Annotated in this window: 19 protein-coding genes and 2 pseudogenes; 11 read left to right on the forward strand and 10 right to left on the reverse strand. The window is 62.8% G+C overall.

What is annotated here, in order from left to right; genetic code table 11:
- Positions 1-13 precede the first annotated feature (13 nt).
- Genes N7367_RS06915 through N7367_RS06935 form a run of 5 tightly spaced genes read right to left on the reverse strand, consistent with a single transcriptional unit; the run spans position 14 to position 5,795 of the window.
- On the reverse strand, positions 14-2,023 hold the full coding sequence (locus N7367_RS06915; RefSeq protein ID WP_075077128.1) for an RNA-binding domain-containing protein: 2,010 nt from the start codon (positions 2,021-2,023) through the stop codon (positions 14-16).
- Positions 2,024-2,047: 24 nt separating this feature from the next.
- Complete coding sequence (locus N7367_RS06920; protein WP_075077129.1) at positions 2,048-3,238, reverse strand: restriction endonuclease subunit S; 1,191 nt, start codon at positions 3,236-3,238, stop codon at positions 2,048-2,050.
- Positions 3,235-4,719, reverse strand: coding sequence for a class I SAM-dependent DNA methyltransferase (locus N7367_RS06925; RefSeq protein WP_075077130.1), 1,485 nt, complete (start codon positions 4,717-4,719; stop codon positions 3,235-3,237). Before N7367_RS06925 ends, N7367_RS06920 begins: the two co-directional genes overlap by 4 nt.
- Positions 4,720-4,758: 39 nt before the next feature.
- Positions 4,759-5,388, reverse strand: coding sequence for a hypothetical protein (locus tag N7367_RS06930; RefSeq protein WP_075077131.1), 630 nt, complete (start codon positions 5,386-5,388; stop codon positions 4,759-4,761).
- The gene (locus tag N7367_RS06935) at positions 5,385-5,795 is read right to left on the reverse strand and encodes a helix-turn-helix transcriptional regulator (RefSeq protein ID WP_075077132.1); all 411 of its coding nucleotides are present in this window, start codon (positions 5,793-5,795) and stop codon (positions 5,385-5,387) included. The genes N7367_RS06930 and N7367_RS06935 overlap by 4 nt, the downstream gene beginning before the upstream one ends.
- An 85-nt stretch (positions 5,796-5,880) precedes the next feature.
- Between N7367_RS06935 and N7367_RS06940 the strand changes: the two genes are divergently transcribed.
- The 7 genes from N7367_RS06940 (at position 5,881) to N7367_RS06970 (ending at position 15,650) form a co-directional block, all read left to right on the forward strand.
- Entirely contained in the window at positions 5,881-6,165 is a 285-nt protein-coding gene (locus tag N7367_RS06940; protein WP_075077137.1) for a DNA-binding protein, read from the forward strand.
- 223 nt (positions 6,166-6,388) lie between these two features.
- The gene (locus tag N7367_RS06945) at positions 6,389-7,246 is read left to right on the forward strand and encodes a heteromeric transposase endonuclease subunit TnsA (protein WP_075077133.1); all 858 of its coding nucleotides are present in this window, start codon (positions 6,389-6,391) and stop codon (positions 7,244-7,246) included.
- Positions 7,243-9,444, forward strand: a complete 2,202-nt coding sequence (locus N7367_RS06950; RefSeq protein ID WP_080469307.1) for a Mu transposase C-terminal domain-containing protein — start codon at positions 7,243-7,245, stop codon at positions 9,442-9,444. Before N7367_RS06945 ends, N7367_RS06950 begins: the two co-directional genes overlap by 4 nt.
- Complete coding sequence (locus tag N7367_RS06955; RefSeq protein WP_075077134.1) at positions 9,434-11,053, forward strand: ATP-binding protein; 1,620 nt, start codon at positions 9,434-9,436, stop codon at positions 11,051-11,053. The genes N7367_RS06950 and N7367_RS06955 overlap by 11 nt, the downstream gene beginning before the upstream one ends.
- A gap of 2 nt (positions 11,054-11,055) precedes the next feature.
- Positions 11,056-12,786: a TnsD family Tn7-like transposition protein gene (locus N7367_RS06960; protein WP_075077135.1), complete on the forward strand. Its 1,731-nt coding sequence runs from the start codon at positions 11,056-11,058 to the stop codon at positions 12,784-12,786.
- Positions 12,787-12,791: 5 nt separating this feature from the next.
- Positions 12,792-14,408, forward strand: coding sequence for a hypothetical protein (locus N7367_RS06965; protein ID WP_075077136.1), 1,617 nt, complete (start codon positions 12,792-12,794; stop codon positions 14,406-14,408).
- A 93-nt stretch (positions 14,409-14,501) separates the two neighbouring features.
- Positions 14,502-15,650, forward strand: a complete 1,149-nt coding sequence (locus N7367_RS06970; RefSeq protein ID WP_279942048.1) for a transposase — start codon at positions 14,502-14,504, stop codon at positions 15,648-15,650.
- 106 nt (positions 15,651-15,756) lie between these two features.
- Here the strand turns inward: N7367_RS06970 and N7367_RS06975 are convergent, their stop codons facing one another.
- The 4 genes and pseudogenes from N7367_RS06975 to N7367_RS06990 all read right to left on the reverse strand — a co-directional run bounded on the left by N7367_RS06975 (position 15,757) and on the right by N7367_RS06990 (position 20,199).
- The gene (locus tag N7367_RS06975; protein WP_181453448.1) at positions 15,757-16,269 is read right to left on the reverse strand and encodes a TetR/AcrR family transcriptional regulator; all 513 of its coding nucleotides are present in this window, start codon (positions 16,267-16,269) and stop codon (positions 15,757-15,759) included.
- Between the two features lie 108 nt (positions 16,270-16,377).
- The gene (locus N7367_RS06980; protein ID WP_016448220.1) at positions 16,378-17,265 is read right to left on the reverse strand and encodes a 3-hydroxyacyl-CoA dehydrogenase; all 888 of its coding nucleotides are present in this window, start codon (positions 17,263-17,265) and stop codon (positions 16,378-16,380) included.
- Positions 17,262-19,043: pseudogene (locus N7367_RS06985) on the reverse strand (oleate hydratase). Before N7367_RS06985 ends, N7367_RS06980 begins: the two are co-directional and overlap by 4 nt.
- Positions 19,044-19,230: 187 nt before the next feature.
- Positions 19,231-20,199: an IS5 family transposase gene (locus N7367_RS06990; RefSeq protein ID WP_075076220.1), complete on the reverse strand. Its 969-nt coding sequence runs from the start codon at positions 20,197-20,199 to the stop codon at positions 19,231-19,233.
- A gap of 318 nt (positions 20,200-20,517) precedes the next feature.
- Here N7367_RS06990 and N7367_RS06995 point away from each other — a divergent pair, with 318 nt between their 5' ends.
- Positions 20,518-21,309, forward strand: coding sequence for a 3-hydroxybutyrate dehydrogenase (locus N7367_RS06995; protein ID WP_023124372.1), 792 nt, complete (start codon positions 20,518-20,520; stop codon positions 21,307-21,309).
- 38 nt (positions 21,310-21,347) lie between these two features.
- Positions 21,348-22,544 (forward strand): patatin-like phospholipase family protein, encoded by a 1,197-nt coding sequence (locus tag N7367_RS07000; protein ID WP_023124371.1) that lies wholly within the window; start codon positions 21,348-21,350, stop codon positions 22,542-22,544.
- Positions 22,545-22,560: 16 nt separating this feature from the next.
- Here N7367_RS07000 and N7367_RS07005 read toward each other — a convergent pair whose 3' ends face one another.
- Complete coding sequence (locus tag N7367_RS07005; protein ID WP_049881948.1) at positions 22,561-22,920, reverse strand: CopD family protein; 360 nt, start codon at positions 22,918-22,920, stop codon at positions 22,561-22,563.
- 7 nt (positions 22,921-22,927) lie between these two features.
- Between N7367_RS07005 and N7367_RS07010 the strand changes: the two are divergent.
- Both N7367_RS07010 and N7367_RS07015 read left to right on the forward strand, forming a co-directional pair.
- A pseudogene (locus tag N7367_RS07010) lies at positions 22,928-23,155 on the forward strand (TCP-1/cpn60 chaperonin family protein); the annotation flags it as partial.
- Between the two features lie 224 nt (positions 23,156-23,379).
- The coding region (locus N7367_RS07015; protein ID WP_279942053.1) for a transposase zinc-binding domain-containing protein at positions 23,380-24,345 on the forward strand (966 nt) is incomplete at its 3' end.

A 24,345-nucleotide genomic window follows, 5' to 3' on the forward strand; every position in this document is an offset into this window, starting at 1 on the left:
GATCGTCCTGAGCTCAGGGCTGGGTGGCGCGATAAGCCTGCATGGCGTGCGTGGGTGCGGTCGGGAACGCGAAGCGTAGGCGGCCCGCCTGCACCAGTGGCCTCAGGTAATGCTTTCTGAGTGCATCGGGATCGCGATCGACCAATGTCGCGATGCAGGTGCCGGTGATGTAGTGGCCTGCGCACAGGGCGACGATCACGTCTTCCATCGCTGCCTTCGGGATCTTCTTGCGGCTCCGGGGCGACGCGGCCATGCCCTCCAGTGCGGTGCGGAATGCCGGAGCGAGCTGCTCCAAGGCGTCCAGGACAGGGGCATCCAACTGCCTGCTGATCAATCGTCCGGCTTCATCTCTTTGATTTTCAATAGCTTGGCCGGGCTCCGCCGGCTGCAAATGTCCGGAGCCGGCGGGCAAATGTCCGGAGCGGCCCGGCAAATGTCCGGAGCCGGAGCCCAAATGTGCGGAGCGGTTGGGCACAACGGCGGAACCTTCGCCGAACACTTCCTCCGGCCGGGGAAGGGCCGCCCCGGGCAGGCAGTAGACGGCTCCGCGGCCCGGATTGTGGCTTTCCAGAAAGCCTTCCTTGACCAGGGACTGGAGCAGGCGGGTCGCGTCCACCGGGTGCAGCCCCGTCATCTCGATCACCCGGGCATGGGTCACGGTCTTCTCCGAGGCCGCAGCCGCCAGCGTCAGGCGCTCGTTGCGCTGAAGCGCGTCGAAACCGGCGCCAAAGGTCTTCCGCAACCCGGCCAGCAGGTCTTCCGGCAGCAGATCGACCATGCGCAGTTCCAGCAGCGTCTGGTTGTACGGCTCCATGCGCTCGTACAGCGCCGGCGCCCGCCAGTGCTGGCCCGCCCAGCCGTCGTAGATCTTGGGGATGCCGGAACCCGCCTGCTCGCCCACGCCAACCAGCCGGAACATCTTGTGCAAGGTCCGGTTGCGGCAGTCGTGTTCGCCGCCATGGATGGCGATATCGCGCGGAATCCGCATCAGCCCGGGATTGCGGAAACCGAACATGTCCGGCCGCTTCACCACCAGCACCGACGCCCGCTCGGAATAATCCGCATGCACCAGCACGTTGGCCAGTGCCTCGCGCAGCGCCACGTGCACGGGCGTCTCGTCCTGGCGCTCGCCCTTCTCCAGCGAGAACGGGACTTTCAGGTCCGCGGTGAGCTTCAGGTAGACCTTGCGATAGAAATCGTAGAGGTTGCCCGACCATTTGCCGTCCAGCGTGATCCGGTCCACCCAGCGGCGCTCGATCCGGGCTTCCGGCCGCTCCTGATAATCGAGCATGTAGTTCGGCAGGGTTTCCTGGAGGGTGGACATCCAGCCGAACATCAGCACGCCAGCCAGCGTCAGGCCGCTCTCGCCGATTTCCCGGTCCTGTCGCCAGCCACCGATCTGACGCAGGAAGTCCAGATCGTCCAGCGCATTCCACGGATGTGCCGGTTCGCGGTTGGCGAACACCTGGCGATAGGCACGAAACGTCTCCATGCACAGGTCGGACAGGCCATAGCCACGGAGGATGCGGCTGTCGCGGCTGTCCTCGACCTGCTCGGCCAGCATGCGCTTGACGTCTTCGTTGGCCACCGTGCGGTCGCCCTCGTTGAGCCGCAGGTAGGTATGGCCCATCGGGTTGCCGTGCAGGAACACTGGCCGCTGCTTACGATTGGCACGCGGAATGCAGATGACCAGCAGCGTGCCTTCCGGCAATGCCAGCTCGGTGACATCGGCATCCGACAGCAGGTTGATGCTGACCTTCTGCCGGTTGTTCAGCCCGTCGAACAGTTCCTTGCGCACCTTCGCCACATTGGCGATGCCTTCCACCTCGAAGCCGTCGTTGCGCTCGCGCAGACCCAGCACCACCACGCCGCCGCCGGTATTGGCGAAGGCGCTATAGGTGGGCCAGAAGTCGTCCGGCAGCGCACCTTGCCCATCGCGGCCACGCGCCAGCTTGCATTCCAGGTCCACCGACTCGCGCAGCAGTTGAATGTCGGCCAGCGATTGGATGTCGAAGGGGCTCATAGGCTGGAGCGGTGTCCGGATTGGTCAGAGCGTGCCGGCGAAGGCGCGGTGTTGCAGGCTGGCGAAGAGGGTGTCGAGTTGGGTGGCGTGGCGTTGCAAGGCATGCCTATGTTGTTCGATATGCTCGACAAGCCTGCTGAATTTTTCTTGCAAAGAGAATGGCGGAAGTTCAATCAACGCATTGTTGAGTTTCGCTTTGGAAATGTTGGGCATCGAACCCGCAGACCCACCAGCGAGGCTTTGTACTTCACTTCTCTTCCTCGGATAAGTCAGCAAGGACTGAAGATATCTTGGGTGAGCGAGTGCTGGCTCTTTGAGCCGGAGACGGAAAATCAGATCAGGCAAAAGCAGGCGTTCGGGAGTTCTATGCACGTATGCGCATGCTGCGACAAGCTCATACGTATTCTTTCGTGTGAATAGTAAGTCGCCTACTTTAACCTCCAGCCTTTCATCGAACGATGTTTCATTCGGCAATGCCTTGTTTGCTGAAGGGTCAAATCTACAGCGTGTGACCGCCCCGAGTTTGAGAACACCCCACTCATTCTCGTTCTTGGCTCGATCCAAGCAAACAGGGCTGTTGCCGCTTTCGATGCGTTCAAGGATTTCACTGAACGGAACCCGTGGCCAACTTTTCGGATTCGAGACAGGGTCGCCGAACATGTCGAGGAATATGGATTGCAGCAGTTGGTCGAGCTTGGCGATGGCGGCGCGGCGCTTGCCGCGCAGCACGTCGGTCTTGTCCAGAATCGCCGCGATGCGGCGTTGTTCTGCAATCGCCGGGAGTTGAACTGGGATCTTCTCCAGCTCAGATGTCTTGATGGATGGGTAGGCGTCGTTCTCTATCAGTCGAGACGGAGGGTTGTACTCAAACCAGCGAAGCAGGTACGCAGGATCGACATCCGCGGATGGCAGGACGGCCGCAAGATGGCTGACTACGTGGCATTCGCGGCGCAATCGATAGACCCGACCAAGCTTCGCGGACATACCGCTTTTTGCGAAAACGATGGTGTCCTTTGGGAATTTCTTCAGACGAAACTTGACGGCCTGATCCGAAGGCACAAGTTCCAATGATTCTTCACTGCCACCCGCACAAAGTCGCTCCAGACTTCCAGCACGAACGAATGGGGTGCCAGACGATCCAAAAGCGGTACTTTCCTGGGGTGCGGACTGCCCCGTTGTGACATGGCAAACGTCACCGAGTGGGACTGTTCTCACGACAACATCCCTTCCAGTTCGGCTACACCGGCAGCAATCTCCGCCTCCAGCGCCTTCAACTCCGCAATGATCTTCTTCGGCGGGTCGTGTTCCACCGCCTCATGCACCACCTGCTTGTAGCGGTTGATGGACAGATCGTAGCCGTTACCGACGATCTCGGCCTTGGGCACGAGGAAACTCTGCTCGGTTCGCTCGCGCTTGGCTTCGGCCTTGCGATGGTGCCAGCGATTGAGGATGTCGGGCAGGTTGTTGCTATCGTGCTTGTCGGGAGCCAGCGGGTTGCGCTTGTCGTCCAGACTGTAGCCGTCGGCCTGCATGTCGTAGAACCAGACGTTGTCGGTGCCGCCGCTGTCGGTCTTGGTGAACAACAAAATGGCAGTGGACACCCCGGCATAGGGGCGGAACACGCCGGACGGCATGGAGACGATCCCGTCCAGCCGCTGGTCTTCCACCAGCATGCGGCGCAGTTCCTTGTGGGCCTTCGATGAGCCGAACAGCACGCCATCGGGCACGATGACCGCAGCCCGGCCGCCGGGTTTCAGCAAGCGCAGGAACAGGGCGAGGAACAGCAGCTCGGTCTTCTTGGTCTTGACGATCTGCAATAGGTCCTTGGCGGTGCTTTCGTAGTCCAGGCTGCCGGCAAACGGCGGATTGGCGAGGATCAGACTGTACTGCCCGGCCACGCCGGCATGGCCCTCGCTGAGCGAGTCGCGGTTCTCGATGCTGGGCTGCTCGATGCCGTGCAGCAGCATGTTCATCGCACCCACGCGCAGCATGGTGCTGTCGAAGTCGAAGCCGTGGAAGGTGTCTGCGTTGAAGCGTTTGGCGGACTTCCTGTCCTTGTAGATGGCCACGCCGTGGTGATCACGCAGGTACTCGGCGGCAGCCACAAGAAAGCCCGCAGTGCCGCAGGCCGGATCGCAAATGGTGTCTTCAGGTGTGGGCGCCATCATGTCCACCATCAGCTTGATGATGTGGCGCGGTGTGCGGAACTGCCCGTTTTGCCCTGCACTGGCGATTTTGCCGAGCATGTATTCGTACAGATCGCCCTTGGTGTCGCGATCGTCCATGGGTACGTCGTCGATCATGTCCACCACCTTGGCCAGCAATGCCGGCGTGGGGATGGTGAACCGTGCATCCTTCATGTGCCGCGCATAGGCGGATTCACCGCCATGGCCGCCAAGGGTCTTGATGAAGGGAAACACGTCCTCGGAGACGACCCGATAGAGCTCGGCCGGATCACCCAGTTCCTTGAACTTCGACCAGCGCAGCTTCTGCTGGCGCTTGTTGAAAATCGGATCCTCAACCTCGCTCTTGGTACGGGCTGCCTTTTTCTCGCGGCGGGTCTGCTCCTCATCCAGTCGTTTGATGAACAGCAGGTAGGTCATCTGTTCGATGACCTCCATCGGGTTGGAAATGCCGCCGCTCCAGAACGCATCCCAGATGCGGTCGATCTGGGACTTGAGGGTACCTGTCATCATGTCGTGCGGCGTTCCTGTTCGATGAGGAGAAAGACGGTTTCAATACGGTGCAATGTTGCGGACTTCTGCGCGTGATCGCGTTGTACTTGCGATGCAAATCGCATCGAGCTTCTGGCCATGCTCAGCGATGATTTGCTGGGGGCGTGATGTATAAAGCGACCATCCGTAGTAAAGAAAGCAGTAGACGAAGGCGACCGCCAAGATGACCGTGATCTTCAGCCACGTCGGGCCCGGCGCCGTGACAGCCAACAGGCACATCAGAAACATGTGCACACCGACGATGGTCGCGAGAACGGTGTTCAGAACAGTCACGATGAAGGGGCGGCGCAGATGAACCTGTCCATCCCGAATTCTCAGATCGGTGTTGAGAACAAGAAGGCGGATGGCATGCATGGGAACACCCGCATCCAGGGCCTGTTCCGCAATCCGCATCACAGGCCCCGGTGCCGAGCGCCAGTAACGAACCGCAAAGTCGGCTCTGCGATATCGCTCGGTCGCCTGCCGTACCTGCATGGACCGGTCACCATGTTGATCCAGCGCATGCTGCAGTTGCCGTTCTGCAATCCAGCGCGTCATTGACCAGTACCAACGTCCGGCGAAGAACGGATCCAGCGCTTGCCCGATCCGTTGAATTGCTTGCAGTGCCGCGCGTGGCATGAGTCTGTTCATGGACGCATAAACCTCACCAGCCGTTCCTTCAGCTCAGTGCTCGACTCCGGCTTTCCGGTTTGCGAGAGAGTCGCGCAGAGGAAAGAGAAAAATCGCTCGCGCTCGGCGTAGGGAAGAGGGTTGCCGGCGTCGTCCCTGGCGAACTCGTCAACGGTACGGAACGCTGCTACGTAGAGATCTGTGGAGTTTGGCGTTGCCGATGCACGGCTGACGCTATTGCCTAGGACGAGGTGGCCCACATCGACACCGTGTTCCTTGAGGCGTAGGAGGTAATTGAGGTCGGGTACCCGGGCGTCCTGCTCGTAGAGGTGCTGGGACACGCGCTTGACCCCGCCCAGTTCCGCGAACTGTTCCTGGGTGAGGCGTAGTCGATCCCTAGCTTCCCTGAGACGCCTGCCAAAGCTCAAGTTCCAGTCTCCCCGGCTTGCCAAAGCCTGATGAATACACTAAAAGGAACTCAATGTTTACAAATGTGAACTTTTGAGTGCCGCCATGAATGCAAGCATACCCGGGGCCAAGGCCGATGCGATACGGCAGGAGTTCGCCCGCCGGGGTGTATCGATCAGCGCATGGGCGCGCGCCCATGGCTACTCGAAGCAACTCGTCTACCAGGTGCTTGCCGGGCGGAAGCGGTGCGTCCGCGGGCAGTGCCATGAGATCGCTGTGCGTCTGGGATTGAAAGACGGGGTGATCGGCAGCGTAGCCGACATCGACGCGCTGGGCGTCGGCGCCGGTTCGCCACGGCCCTGCACTGACAAGGAGGGAGGTGCTCAATGAGCTAGTGCCTGTCAGGCAATAGAAAAACTCGGGGCATAAGAAAACCGCCGACCAGGGCGGTTTTCTTGGGCAAAGCATGTGAATCAAGCGTGGCGCTTGGTCAGGAGTCTGCTTGACTCCGAAAAACGTGTCAAGTCTCCCGGGATCACATCTCGATTCCAGTTAGATGGAGGCAGTCATGGGCGCAGCCCAAGGAGCCATCCGTCACCTCGTGAGGTGACGGATGGCGAAGCGCAGATACGACTTCGACGAAGCCAAGATCACCCGCTATCAGAAGGAAGGGCGTGGCACCGGGAACGGCAAGGAATACAAGCCGTGGTTGACCATTCACGACGTCCCATCGCTGGGGCTTGCCTCGAGAACTTTCGGATTCAAGACAGGGCGGGAACACCATTGCCTGTCGAATCTGGAGTCGGGGTTCCTTCGTATGTTGGAGTGGTCGGATTCGGTGTTCGATATTCGCGAACAGTTTCCGCTGGACCGGGAAGTCACGCGCATGCTGGCCGGGAAGATGGGCATTGAGCATCCGCGCGATCCACGTACACGAGTTGACGTAGTTATGACGACGGATTTCTTGGTGGATATCCGAGTCGATGGCCGGGCCAGATCCGTCGCCTACGCGATAAAGCCCGCCCAGGAGATTGAGGACGACAAGACGGGTCCGAGGACGATCGACAAGCTCGAACTGGAACGTCGCTATTGGAGCCGCGACCGGATTCCCTGGTATCTGGTGACGGACCGGGAGCTTCCGAAGCAACGGATCCGCAACCTGGCATGGCTGCACGAAATGCGCTCGCTCCAACACGAATTTGCGCCGCATCCGGACTATTGGACGGACCGGTGCGAACAGTTCCTCGTACAGTGCCAGCGAGTCCGTGGCGGTTCGATCAGGGACTTCTTCATGCACTTGGAGGGCACGTGCCGGTTCGCGGCCGGCGAGCCTCTGAAGGTGCTGCGCCATCTGGCGGCCAACAAGCGAGTGGTCATCGACTTGGACAGGGAGTTTTCGGATCGAGACCGGTTTGATGTGCTGCGTGTCTCCGCTCAGGAGCAGCCCCGGCTGCAGGTGGTGGGCGCATGATGCTGAAGGTGGGAGATGTTCTCGATCTAGAGCCTGGTTCAAACAAGTGGGTCAGAATCGTGTGGATGGCGGCCGAGGGAACAACGCTGGCCATTTACCCGCTGGATGCGGATCGGGCCTTTCCGGACCTGGTTCCGGCCGAGCCGCTGGTAGCTGGACTCCGTGCGAGAGAGGTGGCGCTTGTGGAGGACCCTTTCATGGTCGTTGCCATGGAAGACAAGTTGAAACAAACGCATAGGAGCCGGCGCGACCGTGCCTGGAAAATAATACAGCCGCTGGTGGCTGAGGTGCCGTACATCTTCAGTGCAGACCGGCGCGGCGCCTTGATCTCGGACGCTGTTGAGAAGGCCAGGAAGGGCGATGACCCCGACATCAAACGAATCACCACGGCACAGGTCTATGTGTACCTCCGACGCTACTGGCAACGTGGGATGACGGCCAACGCCCTGCTTCCGGATTACGAAAGATCCGGTGGCCGGGGTAAGACTCGAAAGGCAGGAGAGAAGAAACGAGGTCGACCACGGAAATTCGGCAAGCAAGTGGGCACCAACGTGACCCCCGATATCCGAAGGGTGTTCTCTATAGCCTATGACCGCTACTACGCCAGTCAGGTCCATGGGAAATACACGCTACGTGGCGCCTACAAAAAGATGATCTCCGAGTTCTTTTCGGTGAAAGGCACCGATCCGGAGACTGGCAGGATCGTGCATATCCGGCAGGAGCAAATCGAGGCGCAGGGAGGAATTCCGTCTTTCGATCAATTTCAGTACTGGTCCAACAAGGATCACCTTCGCCTGGAGATCAAGCGCAAGCGGATGGGAGCGAAGCGCTATGACAAGGATATGCGTGGTCTGCTGGGAACCTCGAACGCGCAGGTGATCGGGCCCGGGAGCCGCTACCAGATCGACGCCACGATCTCGGATGTCTACCTGGTCTCGCGGCTGGATCCGAGCCTGATCATCGGTCGTCCGGTCGTTTACGTTGTGATCGATGTCTTCAGCCGCCTGATCACCGGGATCTACATCGGCTTGGAGGGGCCTTCCTGGGTGTCGGCGATGATGGCCTTGGCCAACACCGCGACGGACAAGGTGGCTTACTGCGCCCAGTTCGGCATCGCCATCCAGCCTGAAGATTGGCCGGCGCACCACCTGCCGGGCATCCTGCTGGGCGACCGCGGCGAGATCGAAAGTGAGAAAATCGACACCCTGATCAACAGCTTCAACGTCACAGTCGAGAATACGAGTTCCTACCGCGCCGATTGGAAAGGCGTCGTGGAAAGTCGCTTTCGCTTGCTTCCGGCGAAGTTCAAGGCGTACACGCCGGGCTACATCGACGTCGACTACCGGCAGCGGGGCGGAACCGACTACCGCCTCGACGCGGTGTTGAACCTGGATGATTTCACCGAGATCATCATCAACTGCGTCCTCCACTACAACAACTCGCACGAGATCAAGTGCTACGACTATGACCGGGACGTCAGGGCCGACGGTGTTCCATCCATTCCCTGCGATCTGTGGGAGTGGGGCATTCGCCACCGTTCTGGCGCACTGAGGACCTTTCCACAGGAACTGGTGAAGTTCAGCCTGATGCCGAAGGGTCAGGCGTCCGTTACCGAAACCGGAATCGCATTCAGGGGCCGCTATTACACCTGCAAGCGCGCGATGGAGGATCGCTGGTTCGACAAGGCCCGCCAGGATGGTCGTTGGAAGGTGGTCGTGTCATACGACCCGCGCGACATGGACACGATCTACCTGCACCCGGCGGGGGTCAAGATGGCATTCGAGGAATGCACGTTGACCGACCGTAGCCGCGCCGATCGGCATCTATCCGCATGGGAAATCGACCAGGTCGATCAGCGCGATAAGCATCGCCGGGCGGATGGACGCACAGATGCGGTATTGGCGTCGATGGACACCGACGCCGCTAACGAGCAGGTCATCAAGAAGGCCTTGGCGCGACGTGGGCCGCCGAGCCAGGCCAGCGCGGCCAGCCGGACCGCAAACATCCGCGATAACCGCGCAGAGGAAAAGGATGCCAATCGTGCCAGGGAGACTTTCAGGCTCGGCGAGGACGTGTCCGGGCCGACTGGGCCGAGCGCCAACGTGGTGCCGATTCGAGGCAGGCCAGCACCGACGGACGATACCGACTACAGCCTGCCGACTATCGACGAAATCCTGAGGGACGACGATGACCAGTGACTGCGTGGCGTTTTCACTGCCTGAGTATGACGACAACCCTTTTATTGCCCAGTTGCCTCCGATCATGGGCCAGAAAGATCTGTACAAATCGTTGGTAAGTGCGCCTATCTTCCGGGAATCGGAGCCGGGATTTCCGGCGCACCTGCGCAAGCACTGTATCGCCAGACTCTCCAAGTGTTTCCTGCCGCTGGCCCGTCAGGTCGAGTTGGCGGATCGGTTCGGCATGCTTTTGCGACAGGGTTACCTCGGTCGCAACCCACTGACTCACGACTACCTGCATCACCTGCACAACGGGATCGAGCGGATCGAAGCCGGATCGCTGGAGGTCCCGGTATCCCAGCCGGTGCAGAACACAGCCAACAGCTTCGCGCTGCTGGGATGTCCCGGCGTAGGCAAGACAGTGGCGATGAACCAGGTGCTGGCGCAGTACCCGCAGGTGATCCAACACGATGCTCCCTTCAGCCTTACACAGGTCGTCTGGTTGCGACTGGAAGCGCCGGCGCTGGGATCTCTTCGCAATTTGTGTATCGATTTCTTCCATACGGTCGATCGGCTGATCCACACCGATTACGTCAAACGATACGCGACCAAGACGACCGTCGAGCAGATGGTTGCGTACATGGCACAGGTGGCCAACCTGCATGCGCTGGGCGTGTTAGTCATCGACGAGATCCAACATCTGCGGGGTGCCAAGGTTGGTGCTGCGGCGCTGATGAAGTTCCTGGTCCGGCTGGTCAACACCATTGGCGTACCGGTGATTCCGATCGGCACGTTGAGTGCCCTGCCGATTCTGCAGGGAAGCTTCAGCCAGGCACGCCGCAACACGGGTTTGGGCTCCATGCTGTGGGACCGGATGGATCCGGGCGCTACTTGGAACAGCTTTCTCGAACAACTCTGGGGGTATCAATGGACCAACCCGCGCACAACGCTGACGGATGAGCTGAACGCTGCTATCTATGACGAAAGCCAAGGGGTGGCGGATCTGGCGGTCAAGCTGGTCATGCTCGCGCAGATGCGACTGGTCGGGATCAGTGAAATGCGCAAGGGCCAGTCCGAAAAGATCACGACGGAGTTGATTCGGGTCGTGGCCAAGGAGGAACTCGCGATGGTCGCGCCGATGATCACGGCGTTGCGCGAGAACGACACGGTCAAGGCCGCCAAGTTCGATGACCTGCGCTCACTGAATGAGCACGTTGGACTGGTACTCAGCAGGGCGATCGGTGGTGGCCGTGCGCAGGACAGCGTTGAAGCGCCACCGCCTGCTGCGACGGCTGCAGCACCGGCGTCGGCATCCATGGAGGCGGTGCTCCTCACCTCGTTGAAAGGGATGGGTGTGGCCGAAGACGTTGCCAAGGCACTGGTGGCGGAGGCAGTTGCCAACAATCCGTCCGGCGACCCGCTGACGCTGATGCAGACGATCACGGCGACGTTGAAGGCAAGTCCGCCTGTCGTAAAACCACCGAAGCCGAAGAAGGTTCCTGTTGACGAGCTCCCCGACGAAGATTTGCGTCGGATCGTCGCCAACGGCAAGCAGGCGGGTGCGGCGGCCTACGACGCGCTGTTGGCTGCTGGCGTAGTGCGTCCACCGATGCTGGATTTCGCGGCTTGACGATGTTGGGCTACTTCCCGCAGGTGTATCCGCAGGAGCTGCTGTACAGCGTACTCGCGCGATATCACCGGCACATGGGTGCGCCGTCGTTCATCCAGTCCATGGAATCGCTGTTTGGGCGCAGGCTCGTCATCGCGAACCCGGATCTGCCCGAACACATCGACGCCCTCGCGGCGCGCATTCCACCCGGTCGCCACCTGGCCGCGGATCGGATCATCGACACGATGACACTGTATCCGTACTACACGGCATACCAGAGTCAGGATGTCAGGCAGCAGGTTCGCCACGCCATGCGGGTTGGCGAAGATGGCAGCGTGCTGCTGCGGCTCGGAATCGCGGCGTTTCGCGCGGGGAGGGTCACGCAGCTGCGGTTCTGCGGAAGCTGCCTCGCGCAAATGCGCGAGCGCTACGGCGAACTGTATTGGCGCCGGGACCATCAGTTGCCCAGCGCGCTGGTCTGTCCGGAACACGCCAAGCTGCTACAGGTTGGTACGGTACGGCTGACTGGATGTAGCCGTCACCGCTTCGTGCCAGCGGATCGGCAGACCTGCCCTTGGCGCGCACCGGCAGTGATTCAGGACGTCGCGACACCGATTGTCGAGACGCTCCATCGGTTGGCGGTGGCTAGTGCGGCGTTGCTCGATGATCCCGGTCCTCCTGTGACGCCGCAGGCGCTGACGGCGTTCTACAGCAGTGCGGTGCAACGGACCGGTCTGGCATCGCTGAACGGCCGAGTCGACCAACGCCAGTTCGATCAAGCGTTTCGGCACCACTATCGCGGTGGCCTGCCCATGCTGCCCGGCGTGATGACGGGCAGTCGGTTCACCGGGGACTGGCTGGCGGCATTTGTTCGCAAACACCGTAAGGCGCGCCACCCGCTCCAACACCTGATGGTGCGTGACTTCCTGGCGTCGAGAGACTCTGCGGGACGGCCGTTTGGTGAAGGCCCATGGCCCTGCTGCAATCCGCTGGCGAGCCACCGGGGTGAGGCGGTGGTGTCCGACTGTCGATTTCACCGCAATCGGGCGCATTGGGTCGGCGTGTTCACCTGCTCATGTGGGTATGCCTATACGCGCAGCTTCCATCCGGACACGGGCAAGGTTGGAGCGCCGCGGTTTCAGGCGTTCGGCCCATCGCTCGGATCCGTGCTGGGCGAAATGGTCGCTGCCGGCTGCTCCTTGCGGGAGATCGCCCGCAGGCTGGAGATCGATCCCAAGACGGTCCTCAAGCTGGCGGCCGAGTTTGGCATCAGAACCCGCTGGAAAGCAGTGTCGGACAGATCACCCGGATCGCCCAGGAAAACTCCTACAGCCGTCGCGAGATCGCCAGAGCCCAGCAGGAGGCGATCAGCCCGCTGTCCCCGGAGGAACTGGGTCGAGATCGACACGCAAGTGGCCACCAAGGTTCGGGAGGCCGCGGAACTGATCCGGGCCGAGACCCCGTTGGTGCGCGTCACGACAACGGCCGTCGAGCGTCGGTTCTGGAATCGTGGCTGGATCTGCAAACGGGCTACCAAGTTGCCGGTATCGATGCAGGCGTTGGGTGACGTGGCTGAGTCGCTGGAATCGTTTCAGCGCCGACGAGCGTGGTGGACGATCCTGAACATGGATCGTGCCGATGAGCCGCTTCAGGTGTGGCGGATCCTCCGTAAGGCAGGTCTCACCGACCGGCACACCTCAATGGTAGAGGGTCTGCTGGCCACCCACTTCAATCGGGGGCAGGCCGCCGCATGAGGCGCATGGTCTTCCGCTCGATCGCCAAGCTGGGAAGCGCGCCGATGGAACTATTCTGGTTGGCGGGCCTGGTACGGAACGAGCGCAACGAGTGGAATGTCCTGGCGGTCTATAGGAACACTGAGACAGGCGAGCTAAGCCGCCTCGAGCAACCCATCGGCATGTTGCCGATCATGAGCGTGGGCATTCGGTTCGAGCACGGCGTGCTGAAGGTCGACGAGTTGCCCGGCGAAGTCATGGAGATCGTGATCCCGGATATGGGGCGCCCGGACATCATCACTTCGGCCGAGGTCCCGTTCGAGCTCTATCCTTTGCCGCAGGGAAAGTCCGGAACCCAGCGGCTGTTTCGTTATCGAACGCAAGGCGTCGAGGTTCTGATCCCGGTCATTGAGCTGGTCCGGGCATTGTTCCTGCACAACCGGACACTGGCCCTGGCCCTGATGCGGCCGAGCGGACTGGAGCAGTTGTTCGTGCCGCAGCATCCGGGGCAGCGGGAGATCGCTATGGTGCAATTCACGCGGGAGATGCCCAAGAGCGTGATCGGAAAGGCATTGGCACTGGAGTTCGCCTGGATCGTTCTGGACCGAGATGCTCGGCGCTCCTGGGACAGCGTCCAGCGGCTGACGGCAGGACAGCGCCACGTCCTGTTCGACCCACCCTCGATCCGGAGCTCGAACTGGGTATTTCGCGGGGTGCGTCACGGCAACCAGTGGCTGGTGCAGGAACTCAAGTTCGTCGGCGGCAGACGCCTGCCGTTCGCCAAACTGGAATACAGCCACCCGGCCTTCACGAAGGTTACGGCTCTGTTGTCTGGAGGGGGCGGGGATCCTGCGCCGGGTCCATCGGCACCGGAAGGCGATGAAGAAGCTTCAACCGTGAAGGACTTCGACGTCGATGATGGCGAAGAAGGCAGCACCAGCTACCGGGGCCCGCAGATCGTGGACGCCCCGGCCCGAAGATCTGCCTTCGAGAACTCTGTGATAGTGGCCAAGGCGGCCGCGGAGGTGAAACATCATGGCAAGAAGCCCGGCAATAAGGCCGCAAAACGCCCGAAGAACAAGCGAACCCGCATCGTCGAGGTCAGCTCGGGCGAGCGCGCGGGCACCGCCAAGCTACCTCCGCTGGAGTTCCGTTTGCTACATGCGGCACCAGACGTGGAAATGGGTGATCTCGATGCGCTCGATGAAACCGTACGCCACATGCGCGACCAACTACCCGACGTACACTTCGCGATGACACTTGTGCAACTCAAACAAGGTCATGCGTCCTCGACCATTGGTGCTAGGCCCCGTCCTGCCATGGTGGTGACGATAGACCCACACAACCAAGAGATCATTGTTCTCATCGACATCGAGCGCACCGGTGTTATAGCCCTGTCGTTGATGTCCATGAGATTCCCGCGTGGGTCGTCACCCCACGTGATCGAGGATGCAGTTGGCAAGATGCTCGACGGTTGGGTCGAGCTCGGCGGTCACTGGTCTACGGAGTTAGAGAAGACGCTTGAAGATATCTGTGCCTGTGAGCGCGTTCCCAGGGTGCTGATCCCAAGGGAGAAATTTCGACACAGCGCAAAGATGTGGGCCAATCGGTTAATGGATCGATTAGGCTTAACCAGCAGTTGAGCGGCTGCTTCCGACCCGAAGCGGACATTCGCATGATTTGAATCGAAAAGGCCCGCATCTCTGCTGGGCCTCCGCATTCTGAGCGATCAGGAAGTGAACCTGACCCCGTTGTTCCTCCCCTACCCGTTGCGCTTCCTGTTCGCCAGCAAGCCGGAGGCCATCAGCCCGGTGCTGGGCATCGTGCATCGTGTGATCGCCGGTTGGCTTGCCGATCAGGCCGGCGTGCCGCGGGATACGGCGCAATGCGGCGTGGTGACCCTGATCCAGCGCTTCGGCAGCGCGCTGAATCTCAACATCCACTTCCACATGCTGTGGCTCGACGGCGTGTACGAGGACACCACCGAGCGTCCGCAGCGCAAGCCGCGCCTGCACCGCACCCGTGCGCCCACATCGGCGCAACTGACGGAACTGGCCAACACCATCGCGCATCGCGTGTGCCGGCACCTGTCGCGCCGCGGCTGGCTCGAAGGCGAAGACGAATCCGTGTTCCTGTCCGACAGCGCGGGTAGCGACGACGGCATGGATGGGCTGCGGATGAGTTCGATGACCTACCGCATCGCCACCGGTCGCGACGCTGGCCGCAAGGTCGTCACCCTGAAAACGCTACCCGGTGATGCGGGTTCTCTGGACGGCGACGCCGGCAAGGTCGGCGGCTTCTCGCTGCATGCCGGCGTGGCCGCGGAAGCACACGAAAGCCACAAGCTCGAAAAGCTGTGCCGCTACATCACGCGCCCGGCGATCAGCGAGCAGCGGCTATCGATCTCGCCACAGGGCAGGGTGCGTTACCAGCTCAAGACGCCGTGGCGCAATGGCACCACGCATGTCGAATGGGATGCGGTGGACTTCATCGCCAAGCTGGCGGCGCTGGTGCCGCCACCCCGCGCGCATCTCACCCGCTTCCACGGCGTATTCGCCCCGAATGCAAACCTGCGTGCGCAGCTGACGCCATCGGGGCGCGGCAAGCGGCCTGCGAGCGATGCAGTGCCGGTGGACGTCAGCGCCCACGACGAGCCGCGCAGCCCCGAGCAGAAGCGCCGTGCGATGAGCTGGGCGCAACGGCTCAAGCGGGTCTTTTCCATCGACATCACCACCTGCGCCCACTGCGGCGGCGCGGTACGGATCGTCGCCAGCATCGAGGAACCCAAAACCATCCGCGCCATCCTCGCCCACTTCGAGAAGCACGGCGCGCTGGAGCAAGCGCACTACCGGCCCGCAGCGCGCGCGCCGCCGCCGGCCGCGTGACGAGGTGCCGGCCACGCAGCCGGCAGCCAAGCCAGAGTCCGATCCGATGCGGCCACGACCCCGCAGGGCTGCGCTCGGCCCTGTGCCGGGATTCGGTGAGAAATGGCTACGCACTGAGCCGCTGCGTGGCCCCGCGATGTCGAAAACCCACGCATGAACCCCCGATCTGTGCCCGATCTGTGCCCAAAGCGGCGCTTGCGTGGCCGCGTCCTACCCGCCAGACTCGCCAAAAAGGGCGGTTGAACTTCCTATACCCCAGCTCCATGGCGATGCGCGCCCATTCGCCCCGATGGTGGATGGTGTCCAGCCAATCCAGGATGCACGCCAGGGTGCCGTCGAGACCTGCGTCGCCGCAGGTCGCCAGCATCTGCTCCAGGCTGGCGGCCTTCTGTTCGAGGTTGCGCTCCATCACCTCCAGCAGCAGCTCCTCGCGATCGGCGAAGTTGGAGTAGAAGGCCCCCTGCGTATAGCCGGCACGCGTGCAGACGGCGCGCAGCGACAGCGCCGGGATCGAGTGCTCCACGATCAGCGCCTCGGCGGCATCCAGCAGCGCCGCGCGCGTGCGGGCCTGCGATTCACTGCGGTTGAGCGGACGTGCGTGGCGTTGGGCTTGGCTCACGGCCGGCTCCGGCGCGACGGGGCGGCAGTATGCCACCGCCTTGCACAGGACGCCGTCAGCGTGCGGTGACCGTTCCCGACGGAGCACGCACGGGCGGCGGACATGGCGTCAATCATCGTAGAAGCCACCCCCCGCACCGGCGCCCAGGCGACCCTTGTCGATGTAGTTCACCTTGAGATATTCGGCCCAGCCCTGCGTTGCGGGATTTGCGCTTGCGATGTTGTACGCCGTGCGCAGGCCGACAATGTCGTAGATCTGGAACGGCCCCAGCTTGGCGCCGGTCCCGATTCGCCAGGTCTTGTCGATGTCCTCCGGACTCGCCACACCTTTCAACAACAAGGCGGCGGCCGCGTTGAGCAACGGCACCAGCAGCGAATTCAGCACGTAACCCGGCTGCTCCTTGTGCAGTCGGATCGGTTCCATGCCGATTTCCGCAGCGAAGCGCGCCACCTGCTCGAACACCTCAGGATCGGTCTGCGGCGTACCCATCACTTCCGCTGTGTTCTGGCGCCAGATGTGATTGGCGAAATGCAACGCCAGGAACTTCTCCGGCCGGCCCGTCGCATCCGCGAATGCACTGGGCAGCAGCGTGGAGGAGTTGGTGGCGAAGATGGTGCCTTCGCGCGCCAGCCTGGCGAGTTCGGCATAGACTGAGCGCTTGAGTTCCAGCTTCTCCGGCACCGCTTCAATTACCAGGTCCGCGTCGCGCACGGCCTGCGCAAGGTCGCTGCTCAGTGCGATGGCCGCCGCGACCCTGGTGGTCGCCTCGGGCGTCGTCCCCGGCAGGTCGGCGGCATATGTCTGAGCCAATCGCGTCAGGGCGTCGCGGGCACGCTCCAGCGCTGCTGCGTCAATGTCGTACGCCGTGACGCTCTTGCCGTGAAAGGCGCACTGGAAGGCGATCTGCGCGCCGAGCACGCCAGTGCCCAGCACGGTCACCCGCTGCAGGCCGGAGGGCGAGGCGACGGTCTTTGTGGTGTCCTGTGTCATGTTCATGCGTCCTCCCCGGCCAGCAGGCCGGCGTCGTGGAGCAATGCACCGATCTCGGTGCGGTCGAGCCTGGCCAACACGCGGTCGCGCAGGAACGACGGGCCCGGCAACGCCAATTCTTCGCCATCGCGCAGCTGGTGCAGTGCATCCAGCAGGGTGCGGATGTCGTAGGTGGAATTGAACACTTCCGGCACGCCGCGTTCAATGCCCAACAGCGTGTAGACCGCTTCCATCGGCGTGCGCACCGAGTACTCGGTGGTGAAGATACAGTCGCGTTGCTTCGACTCCGCGAACTGGCCGATGAATGCGAAGTTCACAGCGCCCGCTGGCACCACGTCAGGGCGATCACCGGCTTGACGCGGCATGAAGAAGGCGGTGATGTACGGCATCATCACCGGCACGGTGTTGGCTCCCGTGGCTGCAAGCTCCGCGATGTCCTCAACCGACACACCCATGTGATACAGCCATTCCTGGGTGATTTCCTCGCCGGTGCAGTCCTGCATCGGCTTCTTGACGTAATCCCCCGGCACGTCCGCGAACAGGCCATAGAACCAGATCACGACCTGGTCCTTGGGCTGCTTCTTGAAGTGCGGCTGGCGGTTCACCGTCCAGCTCAGCAGCCAGCTGGAATCCTTGGCGGTGACAATCCCGCCGGTCACCACCTTGCCGCTGAACGGGTCGCGCTTGGCGATCTTCTCGATGTACTTCGGGATGCGCGCGTCCAGCGTGGTGATGGTGGCGGATTCCCATTTGGTCTCCGGAATGTGCGTGCCGAACACGTCGGGCCGCCCGAACGACGGATCCTTGGCCGCGATGCGCCGCCACAGATCCCAAGCCGGTGCCGGGCCTTCGTCCAGCAGCGCCGCGGTCTTGTGGTCGCCCTCGTTGCTGTTTTCCACCAGCGAGCCGATGGTCATGAACAACAGGTCATCGGGGCCGAGTGCCATGCCACCGGGCTGGCCGTCGCGGTTTCAGTGGATGCGCGTGGCCTGCTTGCGTCCGTTGGTGGCATCGATGTCGAAATCGACATCTGTCACCTCGGTGCAGTACTGGAACACCACGCCCTGGTCCTTCAACCACTTCACCAATGGCAGCACCAGCGATTCGTACTGGTTGAAGCGGGTGAACTTCAACGCGGAAAGATCCGCCAGACCGCCGATGTGGTGGATGAAGCGGTGCAGATAGAGCTTCATTTCCAGCGCCGAATGCCACTCTTCGAACGCGAACATGGTGCGCCAGTACATCCAGAAGTTGCTGGCGAGGAAGTCCTCACCGAACACCTCGTTGATGCGCTTGTTCTCCATCTCCTCGCGCGTGGCCATGAAGACCTTGAGCATGTCCTTCTGCGCGGCCTTGCTGAGCGTGAACTTGCCCATGTCGGGCGCAGGCTTGCCCTGTTCGATGGTGGCGCGCTGCAGGGAGAAATTGGGGTCGTCCTTGTTCAGCCAGTAGAACTCGTCGAGCACGCTGGCCCCCTCGACTTCCAGCGACGGAATGCTGCGGAACAGATCCCACAGGCATTCGAAATGGTTCTCCATCTCGCGGCCGCCGCGGATCACGAAGCCCTTGTCCGGCTTCTCAAGTCCATCCAGTGCGCCGCCCGGCACGTCGATGCGTTCCAGGATGGTGATGCGCTCGCCCGGCATCTGGCCATCGCGGATCAGGAAGGCGGCGCCGGCCAGCGAGGCCAGGCCGGAGCCGACGAACCATGCGGATTTGCCGTCGACCCCGTCTGGCTTGCGCGGGCGGGCGAAGGCTTCGTAATTGCCACTGCTGTAATACATGTACGGACTCCAGTCGGGGAAGTTCAAGGTCATCGATCTAGGGATCATCTGAATAACACGCCCTGATGCTGCTTTTGCCGCCACACGAGCATCAATATTGTGTCGGGCAGCGATTTTCATCGATTTCAGGTCGGATTTCGGCCGTTTCCGGCCTGTTCTGGCGGGCTTCCCCGCCATCCAGGCGCAACTATCCCGCAGCCGCCAATAAATCTCGCCGCGCCATCCACAGGTTCGACAGCGCGAACAGTGTCAGCACCTGCGCAGTGTTCTTTGCCAGCCCGCGGTAACGCACTTTGGCGTAACCGAACTGGCGCTTCACCACCCGGAACGGGTGCTCAACCTTCGCGCGCACGCTGGCCTTGTAGCGCTCCCAGCGCTCGGCGTATTTGCGGTCACGCTTGTTCTTCATCGCCCGCAGCTTCGACGGCTTCTCCGCGATCAGGAAGCCGACGGCAACGTGCTGCAGCTCTTCGCGCTTGTCGGCGCCGGTGTAGCCACTGTCGCCGCACACCGTATCCTCCTTGCCATGCAGCAGCTTGTGCACCTGGGTCACGTCGCCGACGTTCGCGGCCGTGCACTCCACGTGGTGCACCAGCCCCGAATACTCGTCCACGCCAATGTGCGCCTTCATCCCGAAGTGCCACTGGTTGCCCTTCTTCGTCTGGTGCATCTCCGGATCGCGCTTGCCATCCTTGTTCTTCGTCGAGCTTGGCGCGGCAATGATCGTGGCGTCCACGATCGTGCCCGCGCGCAGGCTCTGGCCCTTGCGTGCCAGGTGCGCGTTCACCCGCGCCAGGATCTTCGGCGCCAGGTCATGCGTCTCCAGCAGACGCCGGAAGTTGAGGATCGTGGTCTCGTCGGGGATGTCGTCCAAACCGCTCAGCTCGGCGAACCGGCGCATCACCGCTGTGTCGTAAAGCGCCTCTTCCATGGCCGGGTCGCTGAGCGCGTACCACTGCTGAAGGAAGTGAACCCGCAGCATCGTTGACAGCGGATACGGCTGCCGGCCAGGGCGACCCATCTTCGGATAGTGCGGCTCAATCAGCTTCAGCAGCGCCTTCCACGGCACCACCTGATCCATCTCGGCCAGGAAGATCTCCTTGCGGGTCCGCTTGCGCTTGCCCATGCCTTCGGCATCACCGAACGTCAGCTGTATCGATCGTCACCCTCATCGCGTTGCGCTATTGTCGCCCACTTCGGGGGAGTTGTTCAGAGTTTCCCTAGCGAAAGGTCACTCCCACGGTAATGTATATCATCTGATATTTGAATTCCATTTGAGATCTATATGGCTGTCCGGACGGCTTTTCGCGGCCCGCAAATGATCTGGGCACCCGAAGGTGCCCAGAGGTAAGCGCGTTTGATGGCGGGGACGATGCCGGTGCCGGGCCGCTTCGCCACGCCTTGATGCCCTTTCGGCCGATGGCGGCCGGCCACGCGCTGGGCGATCATCGACGACCCGCCTGAGGAGAGCCCCATGTCCCGAATCGAACTTGATGGCAAGGTCTGCCTGGTCACCGGTGCCGCCAGCGGCATCGGCAAGCACATCGCCGAAACCTATGCCGCCGCCGGTGGCCGCGTCGCGATCGCCGACCTGAAGCTGGACGCCGCGGAAGCCACCGCCGCCGCGATCCGCGAATCCGGCGGCCAGGCGATGGCCGTGGCGATGGACGTCACCAGCGAATCGCAGGTGGTCGAAGGCGTCGCGCAGATCGCCGCCGAATGGGGCCGGGTGGACGTGCTGGTCTCCAATGCCGGCATCCAGATCATCAACAAGATCACCGAGTTCTCGTTCGAGGACTGGAAGAAGATGCTCGCCATCCACCTCGACGGCGCCTTCCTGACCACCCGCGAGTGCATGAAGGACATGGAGAAGCGCGGTGCGCCCGGCGCGATCATCCTGATGGGCTCGGTGCACTCGCATCTGGCCTCGCCGCTGAAGGCGCCCTACGTCACCGCCAAGCACGGCCTGCTCGGCCTCGCCCGCACCATCGCCAAGGAAGGCGGCAAGCTCGGCATCCGCTCCAACGTGATCTGCCCGGGCTTCGTGCGCACCCCGCTGGTGGACAAGCAGATCCCGGAGCAGGCCAAGGAGTTCGGCATCAGCGAAGAGGAAGTGATCCAGAAGATCATGCTGAAGGACACCGTCGATGGCGAATTCACCACGCTCGACGACGTGGCCAACGTGGCGCTGACCCTGGCCGCTTTCGAGACCAACGCGCTCACCGGCCAGAGCATCGTGGTGAGCCACGGCTGGTTCATGCAGTGAAGCGGTCGGCCACGCACGCCGTGGCATGATCCCTCGCCATGGACACGTCCCCGCAACTGCTCGAGAAGGTCGCTCAATATCCCGCCATCGCCCTGGTGCTCCAGGGCGGCGGCGCGCTCGGCGCCTACCAGTGCGGCGTCTATCAGGCGCTCAACGAGGCCGGCATCCGCCCCAACTGGTACGCCGGCATCTCGATCGGCGCGATCAACGCGGCGATCATCGCCGGCAACCGGCCGCAGGATCGCATCGAACGGCTGCGTGATTTCTGGGAAACGATCTGCGAACCCGCGGGCCTCGCCAGCTGGCCGGCGATGGGCGTGCGCGCCGGGCTTTCGATGCTGCCGATGAACCCGGCTCTGGAAACCTGGGCCGCGACGATGAGCGCCCTGGCCGCCTTGTGGCAGGGCCAGCGCGGCTTCTTCACCCCGTGGCCGGCCTCGCCCTTCATGCGCTGCGACGGCACGCCGCAGGCCACCAGTTTCTACGACACCACGCCGCTGTTGGCAACGCTCGAGCGGCTGGTGGATTTCGACCGCATCAACGATGACCGCACGGTGCGCCTGACCGTTGGCGTCACCGACGTGGAGAGCGGCAACTTCCGCTATTTCGACAGCCGCGACACCCGGATCGGGCCGAAGCACATCCTCGCCTCAGGCTCGCTGCCGCCGGCCTTCGCGCCGGTAGAGATCGAGGGCCGCCATTACTGGGACGGCGGCGTGGTCTCGAACACGCCGCTGGAACACATCCTCGACGAATGGCCGCGCGAAGACACGCTGGCCTTCCAGGTGGACCTGTGGAGCGCGCGCGGGCAGCGGCCGCAGACGATGATGGACGTGCTCGAACGCGGCAAGGACATCCAGTATTCCAGCCGCACCCGCCACGGCACCGATACGGTCGCGCGCACCCAGCAGTTGCGGACCGCGCTGAACGACCTCATCGCCCGCCTGCCCGAAGGCGGACTGCCCGAAAGTGCCCGCGAGGCACTGGCGCCGTGGCTGGACGATCGCGTCATCAACATCGTCCACCTGATCTACCAGGCCAAGCCGCACGAACAGCAGTTCAAGGACTATGCGTTCGGCCGCATCAGCATGGAGAGCCATTGGCAGAGCGGGCTGGCCGATACCCGGCAGACGCTGTCACACCCCGGCTGGTTCGACCTGCCCGACCGCGACCACGGCTACGCGGTACACGACGTGCACCGCGTCACGCAGAAGAAGCATCTGACGCGCTTCTGATCGGTTCGGGCCCGCCTCAGAACGGCTTGCCGACCACCAGATAGACGATGCCGACCAGGAGCACCAGCGGGATCTCGTTGATCCAGCGCAATGCACGTGCCGACGGCAGCGGACGCCCGGCTTCGGCAGCCTTCAGCCAACGCCCGATGACGATGCTGAAGACGAACACCAGCGTGACCAGCAACAGCTTGGCGTGCAGCCAGCCGCCGGCGAAACCGAAGTGCAGCCACAGCGTGAGCCCCATCAGCAGCGCGATGCCGAACAGCACGTGCCCGAAGCGGGAGAGCCTGCGCCCCATCAACACCAGTCGCTCGCGCACGGCCGGGTGTTCGCCTGCCTCGGCCAGGTTCACGAGGATGCGCGGCAGGTACAGCACCGTCGCCGATGGCCAGGGCGCGTTCGGCTACAACGCCGCCAACGGCGAGTTCGGCGACATGATCGAGTTCGGCATCCTGGACCCGACCAAGGTCACCCGCACCGCGCTGCAGAACGCGGCGTCCATCGCCGGCCTGATGATCACCACCGAAGCGATGGTGGCAGAGCTGCCGAAGAAGGAAGAGCCGGCGATGCCGGGCGGCGGCATGGGCGGCATGGGCGGCATGGATTTCTAAGCCCCGCGATCCATCAAGCAAGACCACAAAGCCCGGCCTCGTGCCGGGCTTTGTGCGTTCTGGCGTCCGAGGCGGGAGACTTCCTACCCGCCCCGCGGCAATGTCTGACGCGAAGATCAGAAAACGCCGATATGAACGCGTGCTCGCGGGCGCAACCCTGAGCAGCCGTCCCTGCAACGGAGCGCTGCGTGCCGCGCCTGACCGCACCCCGGCGGCAGGCCGAGGTGTGCGCGCCACTGCCGGCCGCCCACGCCGCTGCGCGTTACGCGCGCCACCTGCCCGAGCGCACGCTGCTGTACGCGCTAGTGCAGGCGCACTACCCGGACTTCATCGCGCGTCTTGAGGCCGAAGACCGCCCGCTGCCCGAGTATGTGCGCGAGGAGTTCGAGACCTACCTGCGCTGCGGCGTGCTCGAGCACGGCTTCCTGCGCGTGGTGTGCGAGCAGTGCCGGGCCGAGAGGCTGGTGGCCTTCTCCTGCAAGAAGCGCGGCTTCTGCCCCAGCTGCGGGGCGCGGCGCATGGCCGAGAGCGCGCGGCACCTGGTGGAGGAGGTGTTTGGCCCGCGGCCGGTGCGGCAATGGGTGCTGAGTTTTCCGTACCCGCTGCGCTTCCTGTTCGCCAGCAAGCCGGAGGCCATCGGCCCGGTGCTGGTGATCGTGCAGCGCGTCATCGCCGGCTGGTTAGCCGATCAAGTCGGCGTCGACCACGCCAGCGCGCAATGCGGCGTGGTGACCCTGATCCAGCGCTTCGGCAGCGCGCTGAACCTGAATGTTCACTTCCACATGCTGTGGCTCGACGGCGTGTACGACGCGAACGTCGAGCCCCCGCGGCGCAAGCCGCGCCTGCGCCGCGCCCGTGCCCCCACCTCTGCGCAACTGACGCAGCTCGCCAACACCATCGCGCATCGCGTGTGCCGGCACCTGTCGCGCCGCGGCTGGCTCGAAGGCGAAGACGAATCCGTGTTCCTGTCCGACAGCGCGGGTAGCGACGACGGCATGGATGGGCTGCGGATGAGTTCGATGACCTACCGCATCGCCACCGGTCGCGACGCTGGCCGCAAGGTCGTCACGCTGCAAACATTGCCCGGTGACGCAGGCTCGCTGGAGGGCGACGCCGGCAAGGTCGGCGGCTTCTCGCTGCATGCCGGCGTGGCCGCGGAAGCACACGAGAGCCACAAGCTCGAAAAGCTG

Source organism: Stenotrophomonas sp. GD04145 (assembly GCF_029835135.1).
GTDB classification, from domain to species: domain Bacteria; phylum Pseudomonadota; class Gammaproteobacteria; order Xanthomonadales; family Xanthomonadaceae; genus Stenotrophomonas; species Stenotrophomonas maltophilia_P.

Bases quoted from the DNA above. Each gene is read 5' to 3' on its own strand.
- N7367_RS06915 (WP_075077128.1), bottom strand. From the start codon at position 2,023: ATGAGCCCCTTCGACATCCAATCGCTGGCCGACATTCAACTGCTGCGC.
- N7367_RS06930 (WP_075077131.1), bottom strand. From the start codon at position 5,388: ATGAACAGACTCATGCCACGCGCGGCACTGCAAGCAATTCAACGGATC.
- N7367_RS06945 (WP_075077133.1), top strand. From the start codon at position 6,389: ATGGCGAAGCGCAGATACGACTTCGACGAAGCCAAGATCACCCGCTAT.
- N7367_RS06925 (WP_075077130.1), bottom strand. From the start codon at position 4,719: ATGATGACAGGTACCCTCAAGTCCCAGATCGACCGCATCTGGGATGCG.
- N7367_RS06955 (WP_075077134.1), top strand. From the start codon at position 9,434: ATGACCAGTGACTGCGTGGCGTTTTCACTGCCTGAGTATGACGACAAC.
- N7367_RS06960 (WP_075077135.1), top strand. From the start codon at position 11,056: ATGTTGGGCTACTTCCCGCAGGTGTATCCGCAGGAGCTGCTGTACAGC.
- N7367_RS06980 (WP_016448220.1), bottom strand. From the start codon at position 17,265: ATGAACATGACACAGGACACCACAAAGACCGTCGCCTCGCCCTCCGGC.
- N7367_RS06950 (WP_080469307.1), top strand. From the start codon at position 7,243: ATGATGCTGAAGGTGGGAGATGTTCTCGATCTAGAGCCTGGTTCAAAC.
- N7367_RS06940 (WP_075077137.1), top strand. From the start codon at position 5,881: ATGAATGCAAGCATACCCGGGGCCAAGGCCGATGCGATACGGCAGGAG.
- N7367_RS06965 (WP_075077136.1), top strand. From the start codon at position 12,792: ATGGTCTTCCGCTCGATCGCCAAGCTGGGAAGCGCGCCGATGGAACTA.
- N7367_RS06995 (WP_023124372.1), top strand. From the start codon at position 20,518: ATGTCCCGAATCGAACTTGATGGCAAGGTCTGCCTGGTCACCGGTGCC.
- N7367_RS07000 (WP_023124371.1), top strand. From the start codon at position 21,348: ATGGACACGTCCCCGCAACTGCTCGAGAAGGTCGCTCAATATCCCGCC.